The sequence below is a fragment of the Acidovorax sp. 93 genome (assembly GCF_003633835.1).
GTDB classification, from domain to species: Bacteria; Pseudomonadota; Gammaproteobacteria; order Burkholderiales; family Burkholderiaceae_C; genus Acidovorax; species Acidovorax facilis.
The window spans coordinates 3,230,722-3,252,306 of sequence record NZ_RBIT01000001.1 but is presented as its reverse complement, the minus strand read 5'-3'; the positions used below and the strand labels follow the sequence as shown (position 1 = coordinate 3,252,306).

Here is a 21,585-nt window from a genome sequence, read left to right as displayed (position 1 = left end):
CCGCACTGCGCGCGGCGGCGCCGGCAGCTCACCTGCGCTGGGCGAGGATGCGGATCAGGTGGTCTGCGAAGCCCTCCGCTGCAGGCGAGGTGGCCCGCCGTGCGGGGCTATAGAGGCACACGTAGCGCATGACTTCGGGTGACAGGATGCGGCGGCGCACCAGTCCGAGTGGCTTGGCCAGTGCGCCCACATAGTCGGGCGCCAGCGTAGCGGCCACATCGGCGGCAGCCAGGCCCATGGCGGTGGAGATGTTGTCCACGATCTCTACGGGGGTCACGCGCTGCTCGCTGGGCAGCCCGGCGTGCATCTGCGCCACGCTGCGTTCGTGATCCCGCCCGGCAGCCACCAGCGGGTAGGCGTGCAGCTGCGCCCAGGTCACGTTGCGTTTGTGGGCCAGGGGATGGGTGGGCGCACACCACAGCACCCAGGGGCTCTCGAACAGCTGGGTTCGCACGATGTCATCGCCACAGGCGCGATCCGGACCCAGGGCCAGATCGGCGTCGCCGCTGGCAACCGCATCGACGAGTTTTTCCACCGGCACGTCGCGAATGCGGATGTGCACCTTGGGCCTGGTTTGTGTATAGGCCTTGATGGCTTTGGGCAGGATCACGCTGGCGACGACCAGTGGTGCTGCGATTCGCACGATGCCCGCTGCGCGGTTGCGGACATCGCTGGCGGCCGACTGCGCTATGCGCAGGTGCTTGAGCACGGACTCTGCCGAGGCCAGAAACTCCCGCCCCGCGCTGGTGATGTCAACCCTGCGCGTGCTGCGCTCAAACAGTTTGAAGCCGAGTGCGTCTTCCAACTCGCTCACGAGTTGGCTTACTGCAGACGGCGTAAGTGCCAAACGCTCTGCGGTGGCCGCGAAGCTGCGCAGTTCTGCCACGGTGACAAAGGCTTCGAGCTGGCGTGGCGTGAAATGAGGCAGAGACATGGCTGGAGCGATGGAATCGCTGGGATTCATGCCATTCATTAGAACATCTTCACAATCCGTCATAAAGCATTGATTGTGGTCAAGGAAGGCGCTGCAGATACTTCGCGACGGATCGGGCAAGGTTGCCCGGCTCTGTTGTCTGACTGGAGAACTCCCTTGAGCAATGACATGCTGAATGTCGCCGGCATCGCGGTGTCGCCCCACCACTACATCGATGGCCAGCGCGTTGCGTCCGAGATGCGGTTCGATCTGCACTCGCCCATCGACCAGGCGCTGCTGGGCTCCATCAGCGAAGGATCGCCCGCCCATGTGGACGCAGCTGTCACCGCGGCGGCGCGCGCCTTCCCTGCCTGGAGTGCGCTCACGGCGGCGGAGCGCAAACCCTACCTGGATCGTTTCGCCGCCGAGATTGGAAAACGTGCCGAGGCCTTCTGTACGCTCGAATCCAACGATGCTGGCGTGCTGCTCTCGCGCATGAAGCATGGCGTGGTGCCGCGTGCCATGCTCAACATCAGCTGGTTCGCCGAGCATGCGCTCACGCTGCAAGACAGGCCCATTGAGACGGAGCAGGCCACCCACCTCGTGCGCCACGATCCGGCCGGTGTGGTGGCCATCATCACGCCCTGGAATGCCCCGCTCATGCTTTCCACCTGGAAGCTAGGACCTGCGCTGGCTGCGGGTAACTGTGTGGTCGTCAAGCCACCGGAATGGGCACCGCTGACCAGCAGTCTGCTGGCCGACTGTGCGCACGCCGCCGGCCTGCCGCCTGCTGTTTTCAACATTGTGCAGGGCGGGGGCGCCAGCACCGGTGCGCGCCTGGTCAGCGACCCGCGCCTGGCGCGTATCTCGTTCACCGGATCGGTCCCCACGGCCAAGTGGATTGCCCAGTCGGCCGGGGCCAACCTCGTGCCTTGCAGCCTGGAGCTTGGTGGCAAGTCGGCCTTCATCGTGCTGGAGGACGCCGATATCGACAATGCCGCTGCCACCGGCGCACTGATGTACCGCAACGCTGGCCAGGTGTGCCTGGCAGGCACGCGCCTCCTGGTGCACCGCAAGGTGCGCGACGCCTTCGTAGCGGCCTTGCGCGGCCATGTGGAAAAGCTCACCGTGGGCGACCCGCGCGACGAGGCCACCGAGGTCGGGCCGATCATCCACCCGCGCCAGGTGGAGCGCGTGCACGGTTTTGTGCAGCGCGCCGTGGCCGATGGCGCCACGCTGCTCTGGGGTGGCGCGCACCATTCCTTCGGTGCGCAGTATTACCAGCCCACGCTGCTGGCTGGGGTGCGCCAGGACAGCGAGATCGTGCAGAACGAGGTCTTCGGACCTGTACTCACCCTGCAGGTCTTTGATAGCGACGAAGACGCTATCGCCCTGGCCAACGGCACGGACTACGGCCTGGGTGGCGTCTGCTACGGCGAGGTGGAGCATGCGAGCGCCGTGGCGCAGCAGGTGCGCACCGGCTTCATCTGGGTCAACAGCTTTGGCATCCGCGATCTGGCTGCGCCGTTTGGCGGCATCAAGCGCAGTGGTGTGGGCCGCGAGGGCGGGGACTGGAGCTTCGAGTTCTTCTGCGATGTCAAGGATGTGGTGCTGCCCAAAAAGCCGTTCCGCGCAAGTTTCAGCCATCGCTGACCCCACCCCAATCACATGCAGGAGAACACCACCATGGGAAGCATTGTTGGCGCAGCCATCGTCTCGCACCATCCCGGCCTGATGCAATGCGAAGAGTTTCGCGTGCTGCAGGGCGCGGGGGCCGACTCGGACCTTATCCCCGGCTATGCCCGGCTGCGCGCCAAGCTCGCCGAAGCCCGGCCTGACGTGGTCGTCATCTTTGATTCACACTGGTTCACCACGGGCTACCACCTGGTGGATGGGGCCTCACGCTATCAGGGCAACTACATCTCGGATGAGATGCCCTGGTATCTGCACGGCGTGCCCTACAACTACCGGGGCCATCCAGGATTGGCGCTGGAGATCGAGGCCGTCTCGCGCGAATTGGGGGGCTACAACCGCGTCATCAACCATCCCGAACTGGGCCGACAGTACGCCACCATCAACCTGGTCAAGCACCTGCGGTTGGAGCACAGCGACACGCCGGTTGTCACCGTGAGTTCATGCCAGAACTGCGACTGGACGCATTTCGTGAAATCGGGGGAGGCCATTGGCGAGGCCGTGCGCCGCAGCAACCTGCGTGTGGCGCTGCTTGCCTCCGGGGCGCTCAGCCACAAGTTCAACCCCATCGACTGGAAGCCCAACCACCCGCGTATCTTCCATGAGAGCAATGTCTCGCGCCCAGAGAACATCGCGAGTGACAAGGGTGCGATCGAGCTGCTGCAGCAGGGCCGCCATGGCACTGTGCTCGACCGTTGGCAAGACGAATACCGAAAGCTCCCCTGGGAGGCCTTTGGCGCCCACTACCTGCAGATGGTGGGTGCCATGGGGGGCGCGGACTGCCGTGCGCGGGGTGAGACGCTGTCCGCTTACGAGAACGCGCGCGGCACCGGCAATGTGCATATGTGGTTCGATATGCAAGAGCTAGCGGCATGAATTTCGAATTCCCGCTCAAAGAACTGCCCGCCGTGATGCGTGGACCGCGTATCGAGCGCCGCCGCGTTCTGGTGGGTGGCAGTGCCTGCTGGGGCAGCATCGTGGAAGAGGGCGCACAACAAGGGCAATTGCGCCTGGACGATGGCCGCGTGGTGGACTTGGCGGCCGTGCAGCACCTGCCACCGGTGTCGCCCAGCAAGATCATCGCCGTGCACATCTCGTACAGCTCGCGCAGCTTCGAGACGCGCAACCAGCCCAGGCCGACCGAGACGCCCACCTATTTCACCAAGCCGCCGACTTCGGTCAACGGCCATGGCTGTGAGATCCACAAGCCCGCTGACAGCCTGTACCTCAACTACGAAGGCGAATACGCCATTGTCATTGGCAAGACCTGCCGCAACGTGTTGCCCGATGAAGCCTGGGACTACATCGAAGGCTTTTGCCCTGCCCTGGACATGGGCCTGCAGAACTACCGCGACACCGACCAGGGCAGCATGCTGCGTGTCAAAGGCGCGGACACGCTGCTGCCCATCGGCCCCGGCATTGTGCGCGGCGTGAACATTTTCGAACAGACGCTGCGCACCTATCGCAACGGTCTGGTGGTGCAGGAGGCGCACATCGGCGACGAGACCATCTGGGGCCCGCACTACGTGGTGGCCGATATCGCACGCCACATCACCCTGGTGCCGGGCGACGTGATCCTGATGGGGACGCCTTGTCATTCGCGCTCGGTAGACCCGGGCGACCTGGTGGAGTGCGAGATCACAGGCCTGGGGCGCCTGGCAGGCACGGTGGTTGCCATCCCGGCGCCGCGCGCGTCAGCCCTGGGCGTAGGGCACCAGCCCACCGATAGCCCCGAAGTGCGGCGCGTCGCCTTTGGATTTGACGAACGGGTGCCCGACCCCTTGAAAGCGAACTACCGGCGGGCGGCAAGAGGCCAGACCCCATCGCCCTAGTGCTCCGCCTTTGCTTTTGCTTCCCCCGTGATCACGCCACAACAACCTGGAGACAAACCATGAAACCTTCCTTTTCCGCTCCGCGCCGCAATGTTTTGCAATTTGCACTGGCGGGTGCAGCTGGGTCTTTGCCGCTGATGGGCCGTGCGCAGTCCATCGACACCGTCAAGATACTGGCCGGTTTTGCCGCTGGCGGCACGGTAGACACCCTGGCCCGCCGTGTGGCCACCCAGCTGGCACCGGCCTACGCCAAGTCGGCTGTGGTGGAGAACAAGACCGGGGCAGGCGGGCAGATCGCCATTGCGACCCTCAAGGCGGCTCCGGCAGACGGTGCCACGCTGCTGGTCACCCCCATGTCCATGCTGGGCATCTACCCCCACACCTACAAAAAGCTGCCCTACGACCCGGCGGTCGATGTCACTCCCGTCTCGCTGGGCGTGGTGTTCGACATGGGGTTTGCCGTGGGGCCACAGGTGCCAGCGTCGGTGAAGACCGTGCCGGAGTTTCTGGAGTGGTGCAAGGCCAACTCGAACGGCGCAAATTTTGGCTCTCCTGCGCCAGGCTCGGTCCCTCACTTCGTGGGTGAACTCATCGCCCGCGCCGGCAAGGTGGACATGAGGCACGTGGGCTTTCGCGGATCGCAGCCTGCCATTCTGGATTTGATGGGCGGCCAGATCGCCGCTGTGTCGGCGCCTGTGGGCGAGTTCTTGCCCCACCTGGCGGGCGGCAAGGTGCGTCTGTTGGCCACTTCGGGTGCCACACGCAACAAGTTCGTGCCCGGTGTGAGCACGCTGGTGGAGCAGGGCTTCAAGGACATGGTCTACGGCGAGTGGTTTGGTTTCTTCCTGCCGGGCAAGGCACCTGCGGATCTGGTGCAGAAGGCCAACACCGCCATTCGTGCCGCGCTGGCCGACACGGAGGTGATCGCCGGGCTGGCTGCCATGGGGCTGGAGGCCCGTTCGTCCATGCCTGCCGAGCTGGCGGCGCTGCTCAAGGCCGATGGCGAGAAGTGGGGCCCCATCGTGAAGGCCATTGGCTTCACCGCTGAGTCTTGAATACACCCCTGAGTCGCTTCGCGCCTTCCCCCTCAAGGGGGACGCCGTCAGCGCGGCGGGGCGGCCCTTGCGCGGCGGCCGCGGGCCTTGGTCGCGCCGGTCTTCGCGCGGTTGCCACGGTGCACAACCCTGAAGAGAGAACAACAGATGTTTGACGACGCAGTGATCCAGCAACTGGCCCGTGAACTGCACCAGGCCGAGAAGACCCGCGTGCAGGTAGAGCATTTCTCCAGGCGCTACCCCGGCATGACGGTGCAGGACGGCTATGCCATCTCGCGGGCCTGGGTGGCGATGAAGATCGCCGAGGGGCGCACGGTGCGCGGCCACAAGATCGGGCTGACCTCGCGCGCCATGCAGGTCGCCAGCCAGATCACCGAACCTGACTTCGGCACATTGCTGGACGACATGTTTTTTGCCGAAGGTGGCGACATACCCCTGCAGCGCTTTATCCTGCCGCGCGTGGAGGTGGAGCTGGCCTTCGTGCTCAACAAGCCGCTGCGTGGAGAACCTGGGCGCCCTCCGCTAAACATCTTCGACGTGCTGGCCGCCACCGAGTACGTGGTGCCTGCCATCGAGATCATCGACGCGCGCATCGAACAGCACGACCGCCACACGGGTGTGATGCGCAAGGTGTTCGACACCATCTCCGACAACGCCGCCAACGCCGGCATCATCACCGGCGGACGCCCGGTGCGCCCCGATGCGGTGGACCTGCGCTGGTGTGGCGCACTGCTCTACAAGAACGGCGTGATCGAAGAGTCCGGGCTGGCGGCTGCCGTGCTCAACCACCCGGCTACGGGCGTGGCGTGGTTGGTCAACAAGCTCGCCCCGTATGGAGAAGGCCTGGCGGCGGGGGAGGTGGTGCTGGGTGGCTCCTTCACGCGCCCCGTGGCCGCCGCAGCGGGCGACACCTTCCATGCGGACTACGGGCCGCTGGGCAATATCGCTTTTCGCTTTGTTTGAGGGCTTGGGTATGCACACCCCTGTTAACACCTTCAAGGCAGCACTGGCTGCGCGCACGCCGCAGATCGGCCTGTGGTTCGGCCTGGCCCATGGTTATGCGGCCGAGCTGGTGGCGGGTGCTGGTTTTGACTGGTTGCTGCTCGATGGCGAACATGCCCCCAACGATGTGCCGCTCATGCTTGCCCAATTGCAAGGTATTGCCAGCGCACGTGCCCTGTTGGGCACCGGGCCCCACCCGGTGGCGCGCGTGCCCGTGGGCGACACGGCGTTGATCAAGCAGTACCTGGACATTGGTGCGCAGACGCTGCTGGTGCCCATGGTGGATACCCCCGAACAGGCCGCGCAACTGGTGCGCGCCATGCGCTACCCGCAAGACGACGGGCAAGGCGGCATCCGTGGCCTGGGTGCAGGCCTGGCGCGTGCCTCGCAGTGGATGCGCTACCCGGGCTACCTCACGGAGGCCAATGCCCAGGTCTGTCTGCAGGTGCAGGCCGAGAGCACGCTGGCCATTCAGAACCTGGATGCGATCGCCGCCACGCCGGGGGTGGATGGCGTCTTCTTTGGCCCGGCGGATCTGTCAGCCAGCATGGGTCACGTTGGCAATCCAGGCCATCCTGATGTCCAGGCCGTGATCGAAGACGGAATACGCCGCGTGCTGGCAGCGGGTAAGGCCCCGGGCATTCTGATGGCCGACGAGAAGCTGGCACGCCGCTATCTGGAGCTGGGCGCCGTCTTCGTCGCTGTGGGGGTGGACACCAGCGTTCTGGTGGCGGCCATGCGGGACCTGGCGGCACGCTACGGCAGGCCGGTGAGCCTGGCTCCCTCCCGCAATGCACGATCGGTGGCCGTGTACTGATCCTGGCAGGCGCAGGGCCAGCGACCGGGGGCCTACCCTGGTGGCCGCAGCCGAAGCTTGTCCGCTGGATTGTCTGGCGCAGCGCTGGCAGCGCTGGTAGGGGCCCTGGGATCGTCGCCCAGCGGCGGCCGGGCCGCTGAAGCTGGCTCGGCGGCGTTGCGCGAGCGGATGGCCACGCCCCCTGGGTGCCGCTCGCTGTCCTGCCCCAGGATAGCCCGTGCCGGGGTGGAGCCCACGCGGGCGCGCAGCGTGTCAATGGCCTCCTGCAATGGCTCGGGCGAGGCCATGCGTGCCCGGTGGCGCAGCAGCACCTGCTGGGACATGTCCACCAGCTTGGAGTTGAGCGTTCGCTCGGCCTCTGCCAGCAGATGATGGACGGCACCGGTCGGGTCTCCGTGCAGGCTTTGCGCGATGGCGGCCTCGGCGGTTTTGTTGATGTGGACCAGGCATTCGCGCACAAGGTCGCCATACGGCGTGTGCAGGTTGCAGGCGTTGGCCAGAAGCTCGGTCAGGCCGCGCGTGTTGGCATAGCGCATGCCCAGCGCACGCACCCAGCCTTCGCCGTCGGCCAGATCAATCGACGTGACGGCCAGCACCGCCAGCAGGCTGCCCAGGTTGCAAGCGGCCTCGAAATCAAAGCTGCTGGCCGTGATCTCGCGTGCCATGCTGCGCACCGACTCCACTGCTTGCGAGAACTGCCGCTGCTGGATGAGCTGCAGCGTGCGGGCCACCTCGGCAAAACGCAGCACGCGGGCGCTGCCCTGGTGGCGCTCCAGAATGCGGCCAAAGTCGGCCATGCAGCGTTCGATGCCCTTGCGGTCGTTCTCGGCAAAGTACGAGAACGTGAGCAGCACCAGCGACTGGAAGTCAAACAGCTTGGAGTCGATGCCCAGGATGGCAGCCCGCGCCAGCACCTTGGTGGCGGTTTCGCGGTCGCCCATGTAGTACGACATCATCCCCAGCTTCTGCAGCCGCACCACCGAATCCGGGGTCAGGCCGCTGGCCGTGCGGTAGGTTTCGATGGCCTGCGAGAAATTGCCCAGCTCCACCTGCGCCCGGCCCAGCACGTCGTAGGCATCGGCAAACGAGGCGTCTTCGCCAATCAGCTCCTGCAAGGTGGTCACGGCGCGCGCCGCCTGGCCCGACTCGATCTGCGCGCGGGCCACGCCCAGTTTGGCCCAAGGCAGGGCGCGCGCGGCGATCACGGCTTCAAACAGCGTGCGGGCCTCGTCGTGGCGACCCAGGCGCAGCAGCAACTCGGAGCCAATGCGCGCGGCATACAGCCAATAGGGTTGGCGAGACTCAAATCGCTCCACACACAGTTGGGCGGCACGCTCAAAATCTTCGGCCTCGATGGCGTCAAAAATGGGTCGCAGATGGATCTTGCGCAGCCGCGCCAGGCTGAGGCGCTCAAACAGTGCGCTGGGGGTGAAGGGCTTGAGCAGATACCCGTCCAGCGCCGACTCGGCGGCCTCGGCCACGGCGGCATACGACGCCTCGGCCGTGACCATGAAAAACACGGTGGAAAACGGCAGCAGCTGTGCGCGCCGCAGATCGTCCAGCAAGGTCTGGCCCGAGTAGCCGCCTTCGCCAAAGTATTGTTCGCACAGCACGTAGTCAAACACGGTGTGCTCCAGCCGGTTGCGTGCGTCCTGCACACGGCTGCATTGCACGATGCGGGTCACGCCGTACTCACGCAGCTGCCCCACCAGAATGCTGCGTGATGTGGCATTGCTGTCAACAATCAAGGCCAGCACCTGGGGTGGGGCGGATTGTTCTTTCTCGGTTGCCATCGGTGGTGTGTACCGGCCCTGCTGCTGGCGTGGATAGGGGAAGCCCCCAGTGTAAGGGCGACCCGCACGGCGCAAATGCCGGGCAAACCCGCTGCGTGCGCGGCTTGCGACACAATCCCCCATCGCAGGCCCGGCATGGGGACTGGCAAGCGCGCTCAACTACTCCGATGAGGCTCATGGAACACGACGACATTCTGCGGGTGGCCACCTACAACATCCACAAGGGCGTACAAGGCATCGGCCCGGCGCGCCGGCTGGAAATCCACAACCTGGGGCTGGCGGTGGAGCAGCTCGACGCCGACATCGTCTGCCTGCAGGAGGTGCGCAAACTTCACCGGCGGGAACAGGCGTATTTCCAGCGCTGGCCCGAGTTGCCCCAGGCCGAGTTCCTGGCCCCCGAGGGCTATGAGGCGGTGTACCGCACCAACGCCATCACCAAACACGGCGAGCACGGCAACGCCCTGCTATCGCGCTGGCCCGTGATCGGCCACCAGCACGAAGACATTTCCGACCACCGCTTCGAGCAGCGGGGGCTGCTGCATGTGGAGGTGGACGCCCATGGCCGCCGCGTGCATGTGATCGTGGTGCACCTGGGGCTCATCCCGGGCAGCCGCATCCGCCAGATCGAACGCTTGCAGCGTTTTATCGAACGCGAGGTGCCCGGTGGCGCCCCGTTGGTGGTGGCCGGAGACTTCAACGACTGGGGCCAGCAGATCAAGCGCATGCTCGCGGGCTATTTTCTGTACGAGTTTGATGCACCGCGCACCTTCACCTACCCGGCTCGGCTGCCGCTGGCGCAGCTGGACCATGTCTATGTGCGGGGCCTGACGCCGCTGTCCCTGCACGTGCCCAAGGGCCGCATCTGGTGGCGCATGTCCGACCATTTGCCGCTGATTGCCGAGTTCAGGCTGTGACGTTCCCCCCCTGTGTCGCCTTCGGCGCCTTCCCCCTGAGGGGGACGACACCCACGCTGCGGGGCGGCCCTTGCTTGGTGTCCCGCGCCTTGGCCGCGCCAGTTTCGCCGCGAGTTGGTGGCGGCCTGCAGAGATGAGAAGAAAGTCTTCCGCCACGCTGCGTGGATTCGAGTTTGCCGATGACCACCAGGTGCGCCTGCTGCAGGGGGCCGAGGAGCTGTTCCCTGCCTTGATCCAGGCCATGGATGCGGCCTTGTCGGACATCCAGTTCGAGACCTACATTTTTGATTTCACCGGTGCCGGTGCGGCGGTGGCCGAGGCCCTGATGCGCGCGGCGCAGCGCGGCGTGCGCACCCAGCTGGTGGTAGACGGCGTGGGCACCGGCGCCTTGCCGCACGACTGGGCGCAGCGCCTGCAGGCGGCCGGCGTGCAATACCGCGTGTACTCGCCGCTCGGCCCGCTGGGGTTGCTGCTGCCGCACCGGTGGCGAAGGCTGCACCGCAAGCTGTGTGTGGTCGATGGGCGCATGCTGTTTTGCGGCGGCATCAACGTGCTGGATGATTTTCACGACCCCAACTACGGCACGCTGGATGCGCCGCGTTTCGACTTTGCGGTGCTGGCCACGGGCAGCCTGGTGGCGTCGGCCAGCGAGACCATGGACCAGCTGTGGTGGCGCATGCAGGCCGTGCGCGACGCGCGCCAGCGCCGCCTGCCCGAGGCCTTGCAGGCCCTGCGCGCGGCCAGCGCCGCCCAGCACGCGGCCCGGGTCGCCCAGGCAGGCCCGCCCATGCGGGCTGCGCTGGTGCTGCGCGACAACGTGCGCAACCGCAGCCGCATCGAGAAGGCCTACCGCAAAGCCATTGGCGCGGCGCGGCACGAAGTGATCATCGCCAACGCGTATTTCATGCCCGGCGGCAAGCTGCGCCGTGCGCTGGTGATGGCAGCGCGCCGGGGCGTGCGCGTGCGCCTGCTGCTGCAGGGGCGTTATGAGTACTTCATGCAGTACCACGCGGCGCGGCCGGTGTATGGCGCGCTGCTGGAGGCGGGGGTGGAGATTCATGAATACGCGCCCAGCTTTTTGCACGCCAAGGTGGCTGTCATCGACGCGCTGGGCGACAAACCCTGGGCTACCGTGGGCTCGTCCAACCTCGACCCCCTGAGCCTGCTGCTGGCGCGCGAGGCCAACGTGGTGGTGGAAGACGCTGCCTTTGCCACCGACCTGCGCCAGCGCCTGGTGCATGCCATGCAGCATGCTGGCCGGCGCATGGACCCGGCCCGGTACGCAGGCCGCCCCCTGCGCCAGCGCGTGCTCGACCGCGTTGCCTTTGGCCTCATGCGGCTGGCGTTGTGGGTTACCGGAAACAGGTATTGAGCAGGCCCCCATGGGGCGCTGCGCGCCCCGGACGCGCCATTTGCCTGCGCCTGGGCCGTGGGCAGGTGGCATGAACGACGGAATCCTGCAAGGCATTGTGCTATTGTTTTGATAGCTTTTTGCGCTTGTCCATCAAGCGCTGGATGCCTAAAACCCTTGAAATCCATGCGCCAGCGTTCGCTGTTACGATTCTGGCCATGTCCAGCCAACCCGCCGCCGATATGACGCCCACCCCGCCGGATGATGAAGGCACGCCTGTCTCCGTGAAGATTCGCGAACGCCTTGCCGCCGCCCGCAAGCGCTTTCACGCCAATGACAACATTGCCGAATTCATCGAGCCCGGCGAGCTGGAAAAGCTGCTCGACGAGGTCGAAGTCAAGATGCAGGGCGTGCTCGACAGCCTAGTGATCAACACCCAGGGCGACCACAACACCAACAACACCGCGCGCCGCGTGGCCAAGATGTACCTCAACGAGGTGTTCAAGGGCCGCTACGTGGCGCAGCCGCCCATCACCGAGTTCCCCAACGCCGAGCACCTCAACGAACTGATGATCGTGGGCCCGCTCACCGTGCGCAGCGCCTGCAGCCACCACTTCTGCCCCGTCATCGGCAAGATCTGGATCGGCGTGATGCCCAACGAGCACACCAACGTGATCGGCCTGAGCAAATACGCACGCCTGGTGGACTGGATCATGGGCCGCCCCCAGATCCAGGAAGAAGCCGTGGTGCAACTGGCCGACCTGATCATGGAAAAGACCCAGCCCGACGGCCTGGCCATCGTGATGGAGGCCAGCCACTTCTGCATGTCCTGGCGCGGTGTGCGGGACAACGACAGCCGGATGATCAACTCGGTCATGCGCGGCGTGTTCCTCAAGGACAGCGCTCTGCGTCGTGAATTTTTGTCCCTCATTCCTGGAAAGAACTGACCATGCTGGTACGCCTGCTTTACGCCAGTCGCGCGGTCGATACCTCGCCCGCCGCCATCGAAGCCATCCTGACGCAGTCGCGCCAGCACAACCCAGGCAGCGGCATCACCGGCGTGCTGTGCTATGGGGGCGGTGTGTTCCTGCAAGCCATCGAGGGCGGGCGCTCTGCGGTGAGCGAGCTGTATGGCCACATCCAGAAGGACCCGCGCCACAAGAACGTGGAACTGCTGCACTACGAAGAAATTGCCGAGCGCCGCTTTGGTGGCTGGACCATGGGACAGGTCAACCTGTCCAAGATCAACCACTCGATCCTGCTGAAATACTCCGAAAAGCCCGAACTGGACCCGTATGCGGTGTCGGGCAAGGTGTCGTTTGCGTTGCTTGAAGAGCTGATGGCCACCGCCTCCATCATCGGAAGAGCCTGAAAAGCGGGGCGCTTTGCTACTGCGCGGCCTGATCCCGGGTCTGCGGTACTCGCCGCACGGGAGTGCGGCTGCGTTCCTCAACCCAGGCTGAGGCCGCTCGCTACGCAAATCACCCCACTTTTCGTCGTTGCCCTGAACTCGCCATTTCAGCCGCAGCCCACAGGTGCTGCGGCTTTTTGCATTCAAGCCGCTCCTTTTTTTCCCGTGACCTTCACCGCCTTCGCCCTCATCATCCTCGCTGGCCTCATCCACGCGTGCTGGAACATCGTGGCCAAGAAGGCCGGGGGTGACTCGCGGTTTGCGTTCTTCACCTCGGTGATCATGATGGTCGTCTGGGCGCCGCTGGGCTGGTGGCTGGGGCGCGACGCGGTGCCGCAGTGGGGCGCTGTGGAGTGGGGCTTTGTGGCCGCCAGCGGGCTGCTGCATGTGGCGTATTTCGTCATCTTGCTGCGCGGCTACCGCGTGGCGGACCTCACGGTGGTGTACCCGCTGGCGCGCGGCTCGGGGCCGCTCTTGTCGTCGCTGGTGGCCATCACGCTGCTGGGCGAGCAGATCTCTGCGCTGGGCGCTTTGGGCATCGTGGGTGTGGTCGGGGGCGTGTTTCTGATCGCGGGTGGCCCGGGCCTGCTGCGCGCCGCGCACGACCCCGCTGCGCGGGCTCGGGTGCACAAGGGCATGTTGTATGGCTTGCTTACGGGCGCTTTCATTGCCAGCTACACGGTGGTCGATGGCTATGCCGTCAAGTTCTTGCTCATGTCGCCCATTCTGGTGGACTACATGGGCAACTTTGTGCGTGTGGGCCTGCTCGCGCCCGTGGTGCTGCGCGACCTGCCCACGGCCCGCACGCTCTGGCTGGCGCAGTGGCGTTTTGCGCTGCTGGTGGCGGTAGTGAGCCCAGTGGCCTATGTGCTGGTGCTGTATGCCATGCAGCAGGCGCCCCTGTCGCACGTGGCCCCGGCGCGCGAGGTGTCCATGCTGTTTGCTGCGCTTATCGGCGGGCACCTGCTGGGGGAGGGCGACCGCGTGGCGCGCATTTTTGGCGCGCTGTGCATTGCGGCAGGCGTCACGGCCCTGGCCTTGGGATGACGGCCGCCGCACCACAACCTCTGCTGCTGGGCTGCGACTTCTCCAGCAGCCCCACGCGGCGCAAACCCATCGTGCTTGCGCTGGGCCAGCGCCAGGGCGCGCGCGTGTCGCTCACCGCGCTGCAGCCGTTCGACACCCTGGCCGCGTTCGGCCAATGGCTGTCTCAGCCCGGTGACTGGGTGGGTGGCTTTGACCTGCCCTTTGGCCTGCCGCGCGAGCTGGTGCAGGCGCTGGGTTGGCCCACCGACTGGCATGCCTGCATGCTGCACTACCGCAGCCTCAGCCGCGAGCAGATCCGCGCGCAGTTTGCGGAGTTCTGCGATGCCCGCCCCGTGGGCGGCAAGTTTGCCCACCGCGCCACCGACGGGCCTGCAGGCTCCAGCCCTTCGATGAAATGGGTGAATCCGCCCGTGGCCTACATGCTGCACGCAGGTCTGCCGCTCCTGCTGGATGCCGGGGTGCACCTGCCCGGCCTGCACCCTGGCGCCCCTCACCGCGTGGCGCTGGAGGCCTACCCCGGCCTGCTTGCGCGCGAGGTGCTGCAGCGGCGCAGCTACAAAAGCGACGATCGCGCCAAGCAGACGCCGGACCGACTCATTGCCCGCAAGGACTTGATCAACGCCTTGGAACTGGGCCAGACCCGCCTGGGCCTGCGCCTCAAGCTCAGCCACGCCCAGCGCGATGCGCTGGTGCAGGACGCCAGCGGCGACAGCCTGGACGCTGTGCTGTGCCTGCTGCAGGCCGCCTGGGCCGAGCAGCGCCATGCCGAGGGCGATGCGCTCTATGGCCTGCCCCCAGGGCTGGACCCGCTCGAAGGCTGGATCGTGACGGCTGAAAAGCCTTAACCAACCATTCCACCGCTTTTCCCGGCATCGGCCCGGCGCAGGCTGCGTAGCATGGGCGGTACACGCTGGATGCTTTGTTTGCCCATGCCTTTTGCCCCCCGCCTTTTGTTCGTGCTGGTCCTGCTGGCCCCGCTGTTGGTGCAGGCCGCCCCCGCGCCCTGGTACTACTGGCGCAGCTTGGTCGATGGCCAGCGCGTGTGTGCACAAACCTCGCCCGGCCACGGCTGGGAGCGCGACAGCGCTGCCTATGAAGGCCCTGGCTGCCAGCCCCGGCGCAAGGTGCTCATCGTGCCCATGCGGTAGCTGTGGCTGTCCGCCTATGGCTTCTGGTGATTGCGGTGCTTGTTATAAAAATAATAGCTGCTAGCGCTTGCTGGATAAGCGCTAGAGGCCAAAATTGCTTGCATTAATGTGTGTACATTCGATAATGACATGCATGACCGAACTCATCCTAATCCGCCACGGAGAGACCGACTGGAACCGCGAGCTGCGCTTTCAGGGCCATGTGGACGTACCCCTCAACGCCACTGGCCACGAACAGGCCCGCCGTCTTGCAGAGCGCCTGGCTGCAGAGCGCCCCGTGGTGCACCACCTCATCTGCAGCGACCTCATCCGCACCCAGCAGACCGCCACGCCCAGCCTGCAGGTGCTGTTCCCCCAGGCCCGCATCGACACCCTCACCGACAGCGCCCTGCGTGAGCAAAACTTTGGCGTGGTGGACGGCAAGCGCGTGGATGACGTCAAGCTGGAGCACGCCGACGCATGGAACCAGTGGCTGCGCTTTGAAGCCGACTACGGCATGCCCGGCGGCGAGACCACCCGCCAGTTCCACACCCGCGTGATGGACGCTGTCTACCGCATCGCGCAGCAGCACAGCGGCCAGACGGTGATGGTGGTCACCCATGGCGGCGTGCTCGACATGATCTGGCGCACTGCGCGCGGCACAGGGCTGGATGGCCCGCGCCAGAGCGACATTCCCAACGCGGGGCTCAACCGCGTGCGGGTGAGTGGCGAGGCGGTGGAGGTGCTGGACTGGGCCGACGTGCGGCATCTCGCGGATTTGCCGGAGCAGCCGGTGTATGACCAGACGAAGTTGGTGGTGCGGTGAGCTGAGAGGTTCAGGGTTCTGCTGAGTCTGCGTTTGCTTTGGCAATCTGAATCGGCTAGAGCGGCTGGCCGACCTAGACTTACAGCAGTGCCGCCCCGAAGCCGAAAATCAACCCAACGATGGTGGCGAAGCACAGTGCCGTTAGCACCACCGGCAATAGCTGTGCGTCAAAAAGCAATGCGACAGCGAAATTCAAAGCCGCTCCAGCGAGGGCAGAAGATATCAACGATGCCCGCAGTGTGAACGGCAGGGCCGCTCTGCCGGCTGGGACAACGAGTGCCTGTCCTGAACTTGCCGGAAAGGTGCTCCGTCCAATGACTCTGCCAAGGATGCCTCCGGTCACCGCTCCAGCAACCAGCCCGAGGAGGACGCCGCTCCATGGTGAGTTCACACGCCAGAGAGTGAACGCGATAGACAAAGCGCAGGAGACCGACGCGCTTTGCGCTGACAGTGTTGCCAACGGAACTACAAAATCTCCGGGTTTGAGCGGTGGCATGTTGTTGATCATGGGAGTTTGCAAGCGGTGGACTATGTGCAGGAGCAATCGCTAGATTGTGCTTGCACGGGCAATCCCAGCGCCTCACTCACCACCCCCACCTGCCGCGCCAACCGCACCGATTCCGGCTGCCCATTCACCAACGGCTGCAACAAATTCTGCACCGCCGCCCACTGCCCATTGCGCTGCAGTGCATCCAGCCAGATCTGGTGAAACAAATCCCGCTGCGCGTGGCTGCCGCCAATCTCCACCAGCCGGGGCAGGGCCGCGCCCAGTTGCTCCGCTGCAGTCGCCCAGTCGCCTTGTGCATGCGCCAGCAAGCCCTGCGCTGCGGGTACACACACCTGTTGCCACACGGTGCGTTCATGCGCCTCGGTGCGGGTGGCGGCGTGGGCCTCAAGGTTGCGTTTTAGCGTGCGTGCTGCCTCCATGCGCCCGGCGCGGGCCAGGCCGTAGAGGTATTGCAGGTCCAGGAAGGGCAGCACATGGTCGGCAAGGCGTTGCGCGAGGTGGTTGGCCACATCAGCCCAGCGGTCGCCCACGTCCACGCCCGCCAGCTCCAGCCGGGCGAGCAGCGACACGGCGTTGATCTGGTCTTGCGTGTATTCCTTGACCACGCCCCAGATCTGGCTGTCGTAGAGCGCCAGCACCTCGGCGTCCCGGTCCTGCTCCAGCAAAAACAGCGCCTGGTGCCACCAGTTGTGCGTGACCATGAAGGAGTTCAGGCCCGTCCAGGTGTCGCTCACGCTGGCCATGAAGTCGGTACCTTCGCGGATGCGGCCTTGGGTCAGCATGACGTGGGCCAGTGCGTGGTGAGCCCAGGGCTCTTTGCGGCACAGGCTGATGGCGTGGCGGGCGGCGCTTTCGGCCTCGGGCAGGCGGTGGCATTGCTCCCAGCCAAAGGCCAGCATGCCGTGCAGGTAGGGCACCTCGGCCGCTACGGGCAGGGCCTGCAGCGCCAAGCGCAGCATGCCGGGCGAGTCGCCCCGGTTGAACAAATGGTATTGGCCGAGCTTGAGGGACGCGAGGTCGCGCGGGTGCAGGCGGGCTTGCTCCTCGTGCAGTGCAATGGCGCGGGGCAGGTCACCATCCACCCAGGCGGCGATGGCGGCCACAAAGCGTTGCTCACGCTCGGTAGCCTCTGCGGCACGGGCCAGGGCCTGGTCGATGAAGGGGCGCGCGTTGCGCGGGGCGTCGGCCGATTCGGCAAACATGTGCAGCGCCGCGCAGCTGGCCTGAACGATGGGGCTGGTGTCGGCCGCCGCGTTCAGCACGTTCACCGCGCGGGCTTCACAGGCGATGAAGCCTTCGACAAAGTCGTTCAGGGCTGCGGCGCTTGCCGGGTCCTGCAAGGTGACGGGGTTGCCCAGGCTATCGGTCGTGCGGGTGTGCGTGGAGGATGGCATGGGGCATTGTTAGGGGTGGTGGATCAGCCGCCCTTGATCAGCGTCAGATAGGCCTTGCGGGTGTCGGCCGATACAGAGGCCACGAGCTGCTCGTGCGGCGTTTGGTGGCGCGCCAGCATGCGGGCGGTGGCAATGGTCTTGGATTTGCAGAACCAGTGGCAGGTGTGCTGCATGAGGAACAGTTCGGCCGTCATCATGAAGGCACGGTCCTTGGGCGCAAGGTGGCTGGTGTTCTGCACCACGTGCGCAATGCCGCGCGCGTGGATGGCCAGGGCCTTGCGCATGTCGAAGGTGAAGCTGGGCAATATCTTCTCGGCAAAGGGGATCGCCATTGCCAGGCGGCTGACGCGTGTGGTGGCCTCGGGCTCCTTGGCAAAGTCGGCGGCAAACCGGCTGAATTGCTCGGTGAGTTGCGCCTCGGTGGTGCTCAGCAGGCTCCAGATCTGCTGGCGGCGCTCGTCCGTGCTTTCGCCCAGGGCGCGCAGGTAGCCGTCGGTCAGGGCTTCCATGAGCTTTTCGATCTGGTAGTTGGCCAGGTGGCTGCCCAGCAGCGCAATGCGCTTGCGCTGCTCTTTGGCGTTGAGCATGTAGGTGCCGGTGGCGATCAGGATCGCCAGGATGAGGATGTCCATGCGGTGTGGTGCGTTCGTACAGGGGGTGGGAGAGTGGTGGCCCAGGGTGGCCCGGTGTCTGCCAACAAACCCCCAAGGTTACCAACAACCTCCGGCCATGCTTTCAGCTCGCTGGCGGCTGGGGCCAAGCCCGCTGGGGTTCACGGATCAGCTCGAATGCATGTGCCACCTGCAGCACGCCCAGGTCGTCAAAACGTGCACCCGCAATCTGCAGGCCAATGGGCAGGCCGCTTGTGGTGTAGCCGCAGTTGACCGACGCGGCGGGCTGCTCGGACATGTTGAAGGGCACGGTAAACCCGATGTGCTCCAGCGGGCGCAGCGGGTCGTTGGTGGGCGAGGGCAGTTCGGCCTGGAAGGCGGGCATGGGCGCCACGGGAGAGATCACATAGTCAAAGGCACTGCAGGCCTTCACGGTGTTGACCCGCGTCAGGTGGAACTGGTGGCTGGCGTTGAAGACTTCGGTGCCACTCATGCCCGCTGCGCTGTCGGCCCAGGTGCGGATGTAGGGCAGCACCTTGTCGCGCCGCGCGGCGGGCAGGGCCTGCAGGTCGATGTGCGAGCGCATGCGCCAGAAATGGTCCATGCCGTCGAGCATGGCCTGGGTCATGAAAGGCGCCATGGGCACGATGGTGGCGCCCGCGGCCTCCATGAGTTTTGCTGCGCGTTCTACGGCGGCTTTCACCTCGGGCTCCACCGGCAGGCCGCATCCGGCGTCCAGCAGCAAACCAATGCGCAGGCCGCGCAAGCGTTCGGCGCCCTTGTTGAACTGGCTCCACGCGATGTCCTGGTAGGGCAGGCTCATGCTGTCGCGCGCGTCGGGCTGGCTCAGCACCTGCATCATCAGCGCGGCGTCGGCCACGGTGCGGGTCATGGGGCCTGCGGCGCGGCCGGTGTAGGGTGGATCGATCGGAATGCGGCCCAGGCTGGGCTTGAGGCTGAAGATGCCGCACCAGCTGGCGGGCAGGCGCAGCGAGCCGCCGATGTCGGTGCCGATGTGCAATGGGCCATAGCCTGCGGCTGCGGCAGCGCCACCGCCGGCGCTGGAGCCGCCGGGGCCCTTGCGGGTGTCCCACGGGTTGCGCGACAGGGGGTGAAAGGTGGACAGGCCCGAGGACAACATGCCGTAGTCAGGCATGGTGGTCTTGGCCACGATGACGGCGCCCGCATCGCGCATGCGGGCGGCGGGCGGCGCATCGGCAGCGGCGGGCACCAGCTCGACGGCGGCCGTGCCCAGGGGCGTTGGATCGCCTTCGGTGGCGATGTTTTCCTTGATGGTGCTGGGCACGCCATCCAGCGCGCCCTTGGGCTCACCACGCAGCCAGCGGGCTTCCGATTCGCGGGCTTGTGCCAGGGCCATCTCAGGGCGCAGCAGGTAGGTGGCGCGGATGTGGGGCTCCCACCGCTCAATGTGGGCCAGCACGGCCTGCGTGACCTCGACGGGGGACAGCGTGCGCTGGCGGTAGGCGGCAAGGAGGTCGTGGGCGGGCAGGTCGTGCAGGGCTGTCATGGCGGGATGTGGGGAGTTTTATCAATAAAAAAGGCTGCTAGCGCTTATTGGTAAAGCGCTGGCAGCTATTATTTTGGGAGCTGTCTGCTTCTGCGTGCTTCAGCTATTCATTGCGTTGTGCGCTGCCCGCGAAACTGGCGCGGCCCAGGCGCGGGCAGCCGAGCAAGGGCCGCCCCGCAGCGAGGGCTGCGTCCCCCTGCCCGCATTGCGCAGCAATGCGAGAGCGGGGGGAAGGCCCGAAGGGCCACAGGGGGGGGCCATCTCAAGACCAGGACAGCGCGGAGATGTCGTTCACGAACACGGGCATGTCTTTCCACAGGCCCTTGAGGTTCTTGTTGGCCACCGTGATCCATTGGTTGGAGTACAGGAAGGCGTGCACTGCATCGTTGGCCAACAGGCGCTGGGCATCGCCCAGCAGCTTGGCGCGGTCGGCGGGGCGGGCTGCGTTCTTGATCTGGGTGAACAGGTCGTTGAACTTGGGCGAGTTGTAGGCCCAGTAGTAGTCGGGCTTGGCAAAGTTGCCCAGGTCGAAGGGCTCCACGTGGCTGATGATGGTCAGGTCGTAGTTCTTGCTGCCATAGGTGCCGCTGAGCCACTGCGCCCATTCCACGTTCTGGATCTTGGCGATGATGCCGACCTTGGCCAGCTGGGCGGCCACCACCTCGCCGCCCTGGCGGGCGTAAGGCGTGGGGGGCAGCGTCATGGTCAGCTCCAGCGGCGTCTTGATGCCGGCTTCGGCCAGCAGCTTCTTGGCCTTCTCGGGGTCGTAGGGGTTCACGCCCGTGGTGTCCACATAGCCAAAGGCGCCGGGCACATAGTGGCTGCCAATGGGCGCACCGTAGCCGTCGCCTGCGCCTTCGATCACGGCCTTGCGGTCAATGGCTGCGGCAATAGCGCGGCGCACGCGCACATCGTCCAGCGGCTTCTTGCCGTTGTTGATGGCGAGAATGGTCTTGGCGCGCGAACCTGCCACGATCACCTGGTACTTCGGGTTGGCCTTGAACTGTGCCACGCTGCGCGGTGTGACGCGCGGGAAGGCGTCCACGTCACCGGCCAGCAGGGCGGCCACCTGGGCGGCGGGGTCAGAGATGAAGCGGAAGGTGGCGCGCTTGATCTTGATGGCCTTGGCGTCGCGGTAGCCGTCCCACGCGGTCAGCACCACGGACGAGCCCTTGTTCCAGGCCTGCAGCTGGTAGGGGCCGGTGCCAACGGGCTTGTTCGCGTTGGTGTCGGCGCTCTTGGGCTCCACGATGATGGAGGTGGCCTGGCCGAGGATGAACAACAGGTCGGGGTCGATCTCCTTGTTGAGCAGCACCACGGTGTAGTCGTCCACCACCTGGGTGGTGATGCCTGCAAAGGTGCGCTTGTCCTTGTTGGTGCTCTTCTCACCGCCCGCGCGGTCGTACGAGAACTTGACGGCCGCAGCGGTGAAGGGCTCGCCGTTCTGGAACTTCACGCCACGGCGCAGCTTGAAGGTGTAGGTCTTGAGGTCGGGCGAGACCTCCCAGCTTTCGGCCAGCAGGGGCGACACGCTGCCGTCGGGGTTGATCTTGGTGAGCGTCTCGAAGATGTTGTACTGCACGATCTCGGCAATGGCAGACGCGGCACCGGCTGTCGGGTCCAGGCCTGGGGGCTCCAGCGTCATCGCCAGCGTCACCGCATCTTTGCGGCTTTGCGCCATGGCGCCAAGCGAGGTGGACAAGGGCACAGCGGCGATGGCGCCAGTGGCAAGGACGGTACGGCGGTTCAGCATGTTCGGACTCT

The 21,585-nt window shown here is 65.7% G+C and carries 21 protein-coding genes; 14 read left to right on the top strand and 7 right to left on the bottom strand.

The features are described 5' to 3' along the window. Positions 1–28: 28 nt before the first annotated feature. Complete coding sequence (locus C8C93_RS14785) at positions 29–934, bottom strand: LysR family transcriptional regulator (RefSeq protein WP_121508812.1); 906 nt, start codon at positions 932–934, stop codon at positions 29–31. A gap of 156 nt (positions 935–1,090) precedes the next feature. Between C8C93_RS14785 and C8C93_RS14780 the strand changes: the two genes are divergently transcribed. The 6 genes from C8C93_RS14780 to C8C93_RS14755 all read left to right on the top strand — a co-directional run bounded on the left by C8C93_RS14780 (position 1,091) and on the right by C8C93_RS14755 (position 7,311). Beyond that, a complete protein-coding gene (locus C8C93_RS14780; protein WP_121507408.1) occupies positions 1,091–2,566 on the top strand; it encodes an aldehyde dehydrogenase family protein in 1,476 nt (491 codons plus the stop codon). Positions 2,567–2,599: 33 nt separating this feature from the next. Then, the gene (locus tag C8C93_RS14775) at positions 2,600–3,481 is read left to right on the top strand and encodes an extradiol ring-cleavage dioxygenase (protein ID WP_121508811.1); all 882 of its coding nucleotides are present in this window, start codon (positions 2,600–2,602) and stop codon (positions 3,479–3,481) included. Next, positions 3,478–4,437, top strand: a complete 960-nt coding sequence (locus tag C8C93_RS14770) for a fumarylacetoacetate hydrolase family protein (RefSeq protein ID WP_121507407.1) — start codon at positions 3,478–3,480, stop codon at positions 4,435–4,437. The genes C8C93_RS14775 and C8C93_RS14770 overlap by 4 nt, the downstream gene beginning before the upstream one ends. A 59-nt stretch (positions 4,438–4,496) precedes the next feature. Then, positions 4,497–5,492, top strand: a complete 996-nt coding sequence (locus C8C93_RS14765) for a Bug family tripartite tricarboxylate transporter substrate binding protein (protein ID WP_199727033.1) — start codon at positions 4,497–4,499, stop codon at positions 5,490–5,492. Positions 5,493–5,639: 147 nt separating this feature from the next. Next, positions 5,640–6,455: a 2-oxo-hept-4-ene-1,7-dioate hydratase gene (gene hpaH, locus C8C93_RS14760; protein WP_121507406.1), complete on the top strand. Its 816-nt coding sequence runs from the start codon at positions 5,640–5,642 to the stop codon at positions 6,453–6,455. A gap of 10 nt (positions 6,456–6,465) precedes the next feature. Further along, positions 6,466–7,311 (top strand): aldolase/citrate lyase family protein, encoded by an 846-nt coding sequence (locus C8C93_RS14755; RefSeq protein ID WP_121507405.1) that lies wholly within the window; start codon positions 6,466–6,468, stop codon positions 7,309–7,311. A gap of 32 nt (positions 7,312–7,343) precedes the next feature. Here the strand turns inward: C8C93_RS14755 and C8C93_RS14750 are convergent, their stop codons facing one another. Then, positions 7,344–9,104, bottom strand: coding sequence for a tetratricopeptide repeat protein (locus C8C93_RS14750; protein ID WP_121507404.1), 1,761 nt, complete (start codon positions 9,102–9,104; stop codon positions 7,344–7,346). Positions 9,105–9,280: 176 nt separating this feature from the next. Between C8C93_RS14750 and C8C93_RS14745 the strand changes: the two genes are divergently transcribed. The 8 genes from C8C93_RS14745 (at position 9,281) to C8C93_RS14710 (ending at position 15,780) form a co-directional block, all read left to right on the top strand. Continuing rightward, on the top strand, positions 9,281–10,018 hold the full coding sequence (locus tag C8C93_RS14745) for an endonuclease/exonuclease/phosphatase family protein (protein WP_055399101.1): 738 nt from the start codon (positions 9,281–9,283) through the stop codon (positions 10,016–10,018). A gap of 133 nt (positions 10,019–10,151) precedes the next feature. Further along, entirely contained in the window at positions 10,152–11,390 is a 1,239-nt protein-coding gene (gene clsB / locus C8C93_RS14740; protein WP_055399099.1) for a cardiolipin synthase ClsB, read from the top strand. Between the two features lie 197 nt (positions 11,391–11,587). Then, complete coding sequence (folE, locus tag C8C93_RS14735) at positions 11,588–12,316, top strand: GTP cyclohydrolase I (RefSeq protein WP_055399357.1); 729 nt, start codon at positions 11,588–11,590, stop codon at positions 12,314–12,316. 2 nt (positions 12,317–12,318) lie between these two features. Further along, complete coding sequence (locus tag C8C93_RS14730; protein WP_055399097.1) at positions 12,319–12,741, top strand: BLUF domain-containing protein; 423 nt, start codon at positions 12,319–12,321, stop codon at positions 12,739–12,741. A 204-nt stretch (positions 12,742–12,945) separates the two neighbouring features. Further along, positions 12,946–13,827 (top strand): DMT family transporter, encoded by an 882-nt coding sequence (locus C8C93_RS14725; protein WP_055399095.1) that lies wholly within the window; start codon positions 12,946–12,948, stop codon positions 13,825–13,827. Beyond that, positions 13,824–14,672, top strand: a complete 849-nt coding sequence (locus C8C93_RS14720) for a DUF429 domain-containing protein (protein WP_121507403.1) — start codon at positions 13,824–13,826, stop codon at positions 14,670–14,672. The genes C8C93_RS14725 and C8C93_RS14720 overlap by 4 nt, the downstream gene beginning before the upstream one ends. An 84-nt stretch (positions 14,673–14,756) precedes the next feature. Then, positions 14,757–14,975 (top strand): hypothetical protein, encoded by a 219-nt coding sequence (locus C8C93_RS14715; RefSeq protein WP_055399091.1) that lies wholly within the window; start codon positions 14,757–14,759, stop codon positions 14,973–14,975. A 133-nt stretch (positions 14,976–15,108) separates the two neighbouring features. After that, a complete protein-coding gene (locus C8C93_RS14710) occupies positions 15,109–15,780 on the top strand; it encodes a histidine phosphatase family protein (protein ID WP_110959857.1) in 672 nt (223 codons plus the stop codon). A gap of 79 nt (positions 15,781–15,859) precedes the next feature. Here the strand turns inward: C8C93_RS14710 and C8C93_RS25025 are convergent, their stop codons facing one another. The 5 genes from C8C93_RS25025 to C8C93_RS14690 all read right to left on the bottom strand — a co-directional run bounded on the left by C8C93_RS25025 (position 15,860) and on the right by C8C93_RS14690 (position 21,574). After that, positions 15,860–16,288: a hypothetical protein gene (locus tag C8C93_RS25025; RefSeq protein WP_147433771.1), complete on the bottom strand. Its 429-nt coding sequence runs from the start codon at positions 16,286–16,288 to the stop codon at positions 15,860–15,862. Positions 16,289–16,308: 20 nt separating this feature from the next. After that, positions 16,309–17,682, bottom strand: coding sequence for a tetratricopeptide repeat protein (locus tag C8C93_RS14705; protein ID WP_121507402.1), 1,374 nt, complete (start codon positions 17,680–17,682; stop codon positions 16,309–16,311). 23 nt (positions 17,683–17,705) lie between these two features. Beyond that, positions 17,706–18,314: a hypothetical protein gene (locus C8C93_RS14700; RefSeq protein WP_055399085.1), complete on the bottom strand. Its 609-nt coding sequence runs from the start codon at positions 18,312–18,314 to the stop codon at positions 17,706–17,708. A 103-nt stretch (positions 18,315–18,417) separates the two neighbouring features. Then, positions 18,418–19,821, bottom strand: a complete 1,404-nt coding sequence (locus tag C8C93_RS14695) for an amidase (RefSeq protein WP_121507401.1) — start codon at positions 19,819–19,821, stop codon at positions 18,418–18,420. A 262-nt stretch (positions 19,822–20,083) separates the two neighbouring features. Next, on the bottom strand, positions 20,084–21,574 hold the full coding sequence (locus tag C8C93_RS14690; protein WP_055399081.1) for an ABC transporter substrate-binding protein: 1,491 nt from the start codon (positions 21,572–21,574) through the stop codon (positions 20,084–20,086). Positions 21,575–21,585 lie beyond the last annotated feature (11 nt).

Excerpts from the sequence above, each read along its gene's own strand:
- C8C93_RS25025 (WP_147433771.1), bottom strand. The coding sequence starts at position 16,288 with ATGATCAACAACATGCCACCGCTCAAACCCGGAGATTTTGTAGTTCCG.
- C8C93_RS14690 (WP_055399081.1), bottom strand. The coding sequence starts at position 21,574 with ATGCTGAACCGCCGTACCGTCCTTGCCACTGGCGCCATCGCCGCTGTG.
- C8C93_RS14710 (WP_110959857.1), top strand. The coding sequence starts at position 15,109 with ATGACCGAACTCATCCTAATCCGCCACGGAGAGACCGACTGGAACCGC.
- C8C93_RS14705 (WP_121507402.1), bottom strand. The coding sequence starts at position 17,682 with ATGCCATCCTCCACGCACACCCGCACGACCGATAGCCTGGGCAACCCC.
- hpaH (WP_121507406.1), top strand. The coding sequence starts at position 5,640 with ATGTTTGACGACGCAGTGATCCAGCAACTGGCCCGTGAACTGCACCAG.
- C8C93_RS14765 (WP_199727033.1), top strand. The coding sequence starts at position 4,497 with ATGAAACCTTCCTTTTCCGCTCCGCGCCGCAATGTTTTGCAATTTGCA.
- C8C93_RS14770 (WP_121507407.1), top strand. The coding sequence starts at position 3,478 with ATGAATTTCGAATTCCCGCTCAAAGAACTGCCCGCCGTGATGCGTGGA.
- C8C93_RS14695 (WP_121507401.1), bottom strand. The coding sequence starts at position 19,821 with ATGACAGCCCTGCACGACCTGCCCGCCCACGACCTCCTTGCCGCCTAC.
- clsB (WP_055399099.1), top strand. The coding sequence starts at position 10,152 with ATGAGAAGAAAGTCTTCCGCCACGCTGCGTGGATTCGAGTTTGCCGAT.
- C8C93_RS14745 (WP_055399101.1), top strand. The coding sequence starts at position 9,281 with ATGGAACACGACGACATTCTGCGGGTGGCCACCTACAACATCCACAAG.
- folE (WP_055399357.1), top strand. The coding sequence starts at position 11,588 with ATGTCCAGCCAACCCGCCGCCGATATGACGCCCACCCCGCCGGATGAT.
- C8C93_RS14775 (WP_121508811.1), top strand. The coding sequence starts at position 2,600 with ATGGGAAGCATTGTTGGCGCAGCCATCGTCTCGCACCATCCCGGCCTG.
- C8C93_RS14755 (WP_121507405.1), top strand. The coding sequence starts at position 6,466 with ATGCACACCCCTGTTAACACCTTCAAGGCAGCACTGGCTGCGCGCACG.
- C8C93_RS14720 (WP_121507403.1), top strand. The coding sequence starts at position 13,824 with ATGACGGCCGCCGCACCACAACCTCTGCTGCTGGGCTGCGACTTCTCC.
- C8C93_RS14700 (WP_055399085.1), bottom strand. The coding sequence starts at position 18,314 with ATGGACATCCTCATCCTGGCGATCCTGATCGCCACCGGCACCTACATG.
- C8C93_RS14750 (WP_121507404.1), bottom strand. The coding sequence starts at position 9,104 with ATGGCAACCGAGAAAGAACAATCCGCCCCACCCCAGGTGCTGGCCTTG.
- C8C93_RS14785 (WP_121508812.1), bottom strand. The coding sequence starts at position 934 with ATGTCTCTGCCTCATTTCACGCCACGCCAGCTCGAAGCCTTTGTCACC.
- C8C93_RS14715 (WP_055399091.1), top strand. The coding sequence starts at position 14,757 with ATGCCTTTTGCCCCCCGCCTTTTGTTCGTGCTGGTCCTGCTGGCCCCG.
- C8C93_RS14730 (WP_055399097.1), top strand. The coding sequence starts at position 12,319 with ATGCTGGTACGCCTGCTTTACGCCAGTCGCGCGGTCGATACCTCGCCC.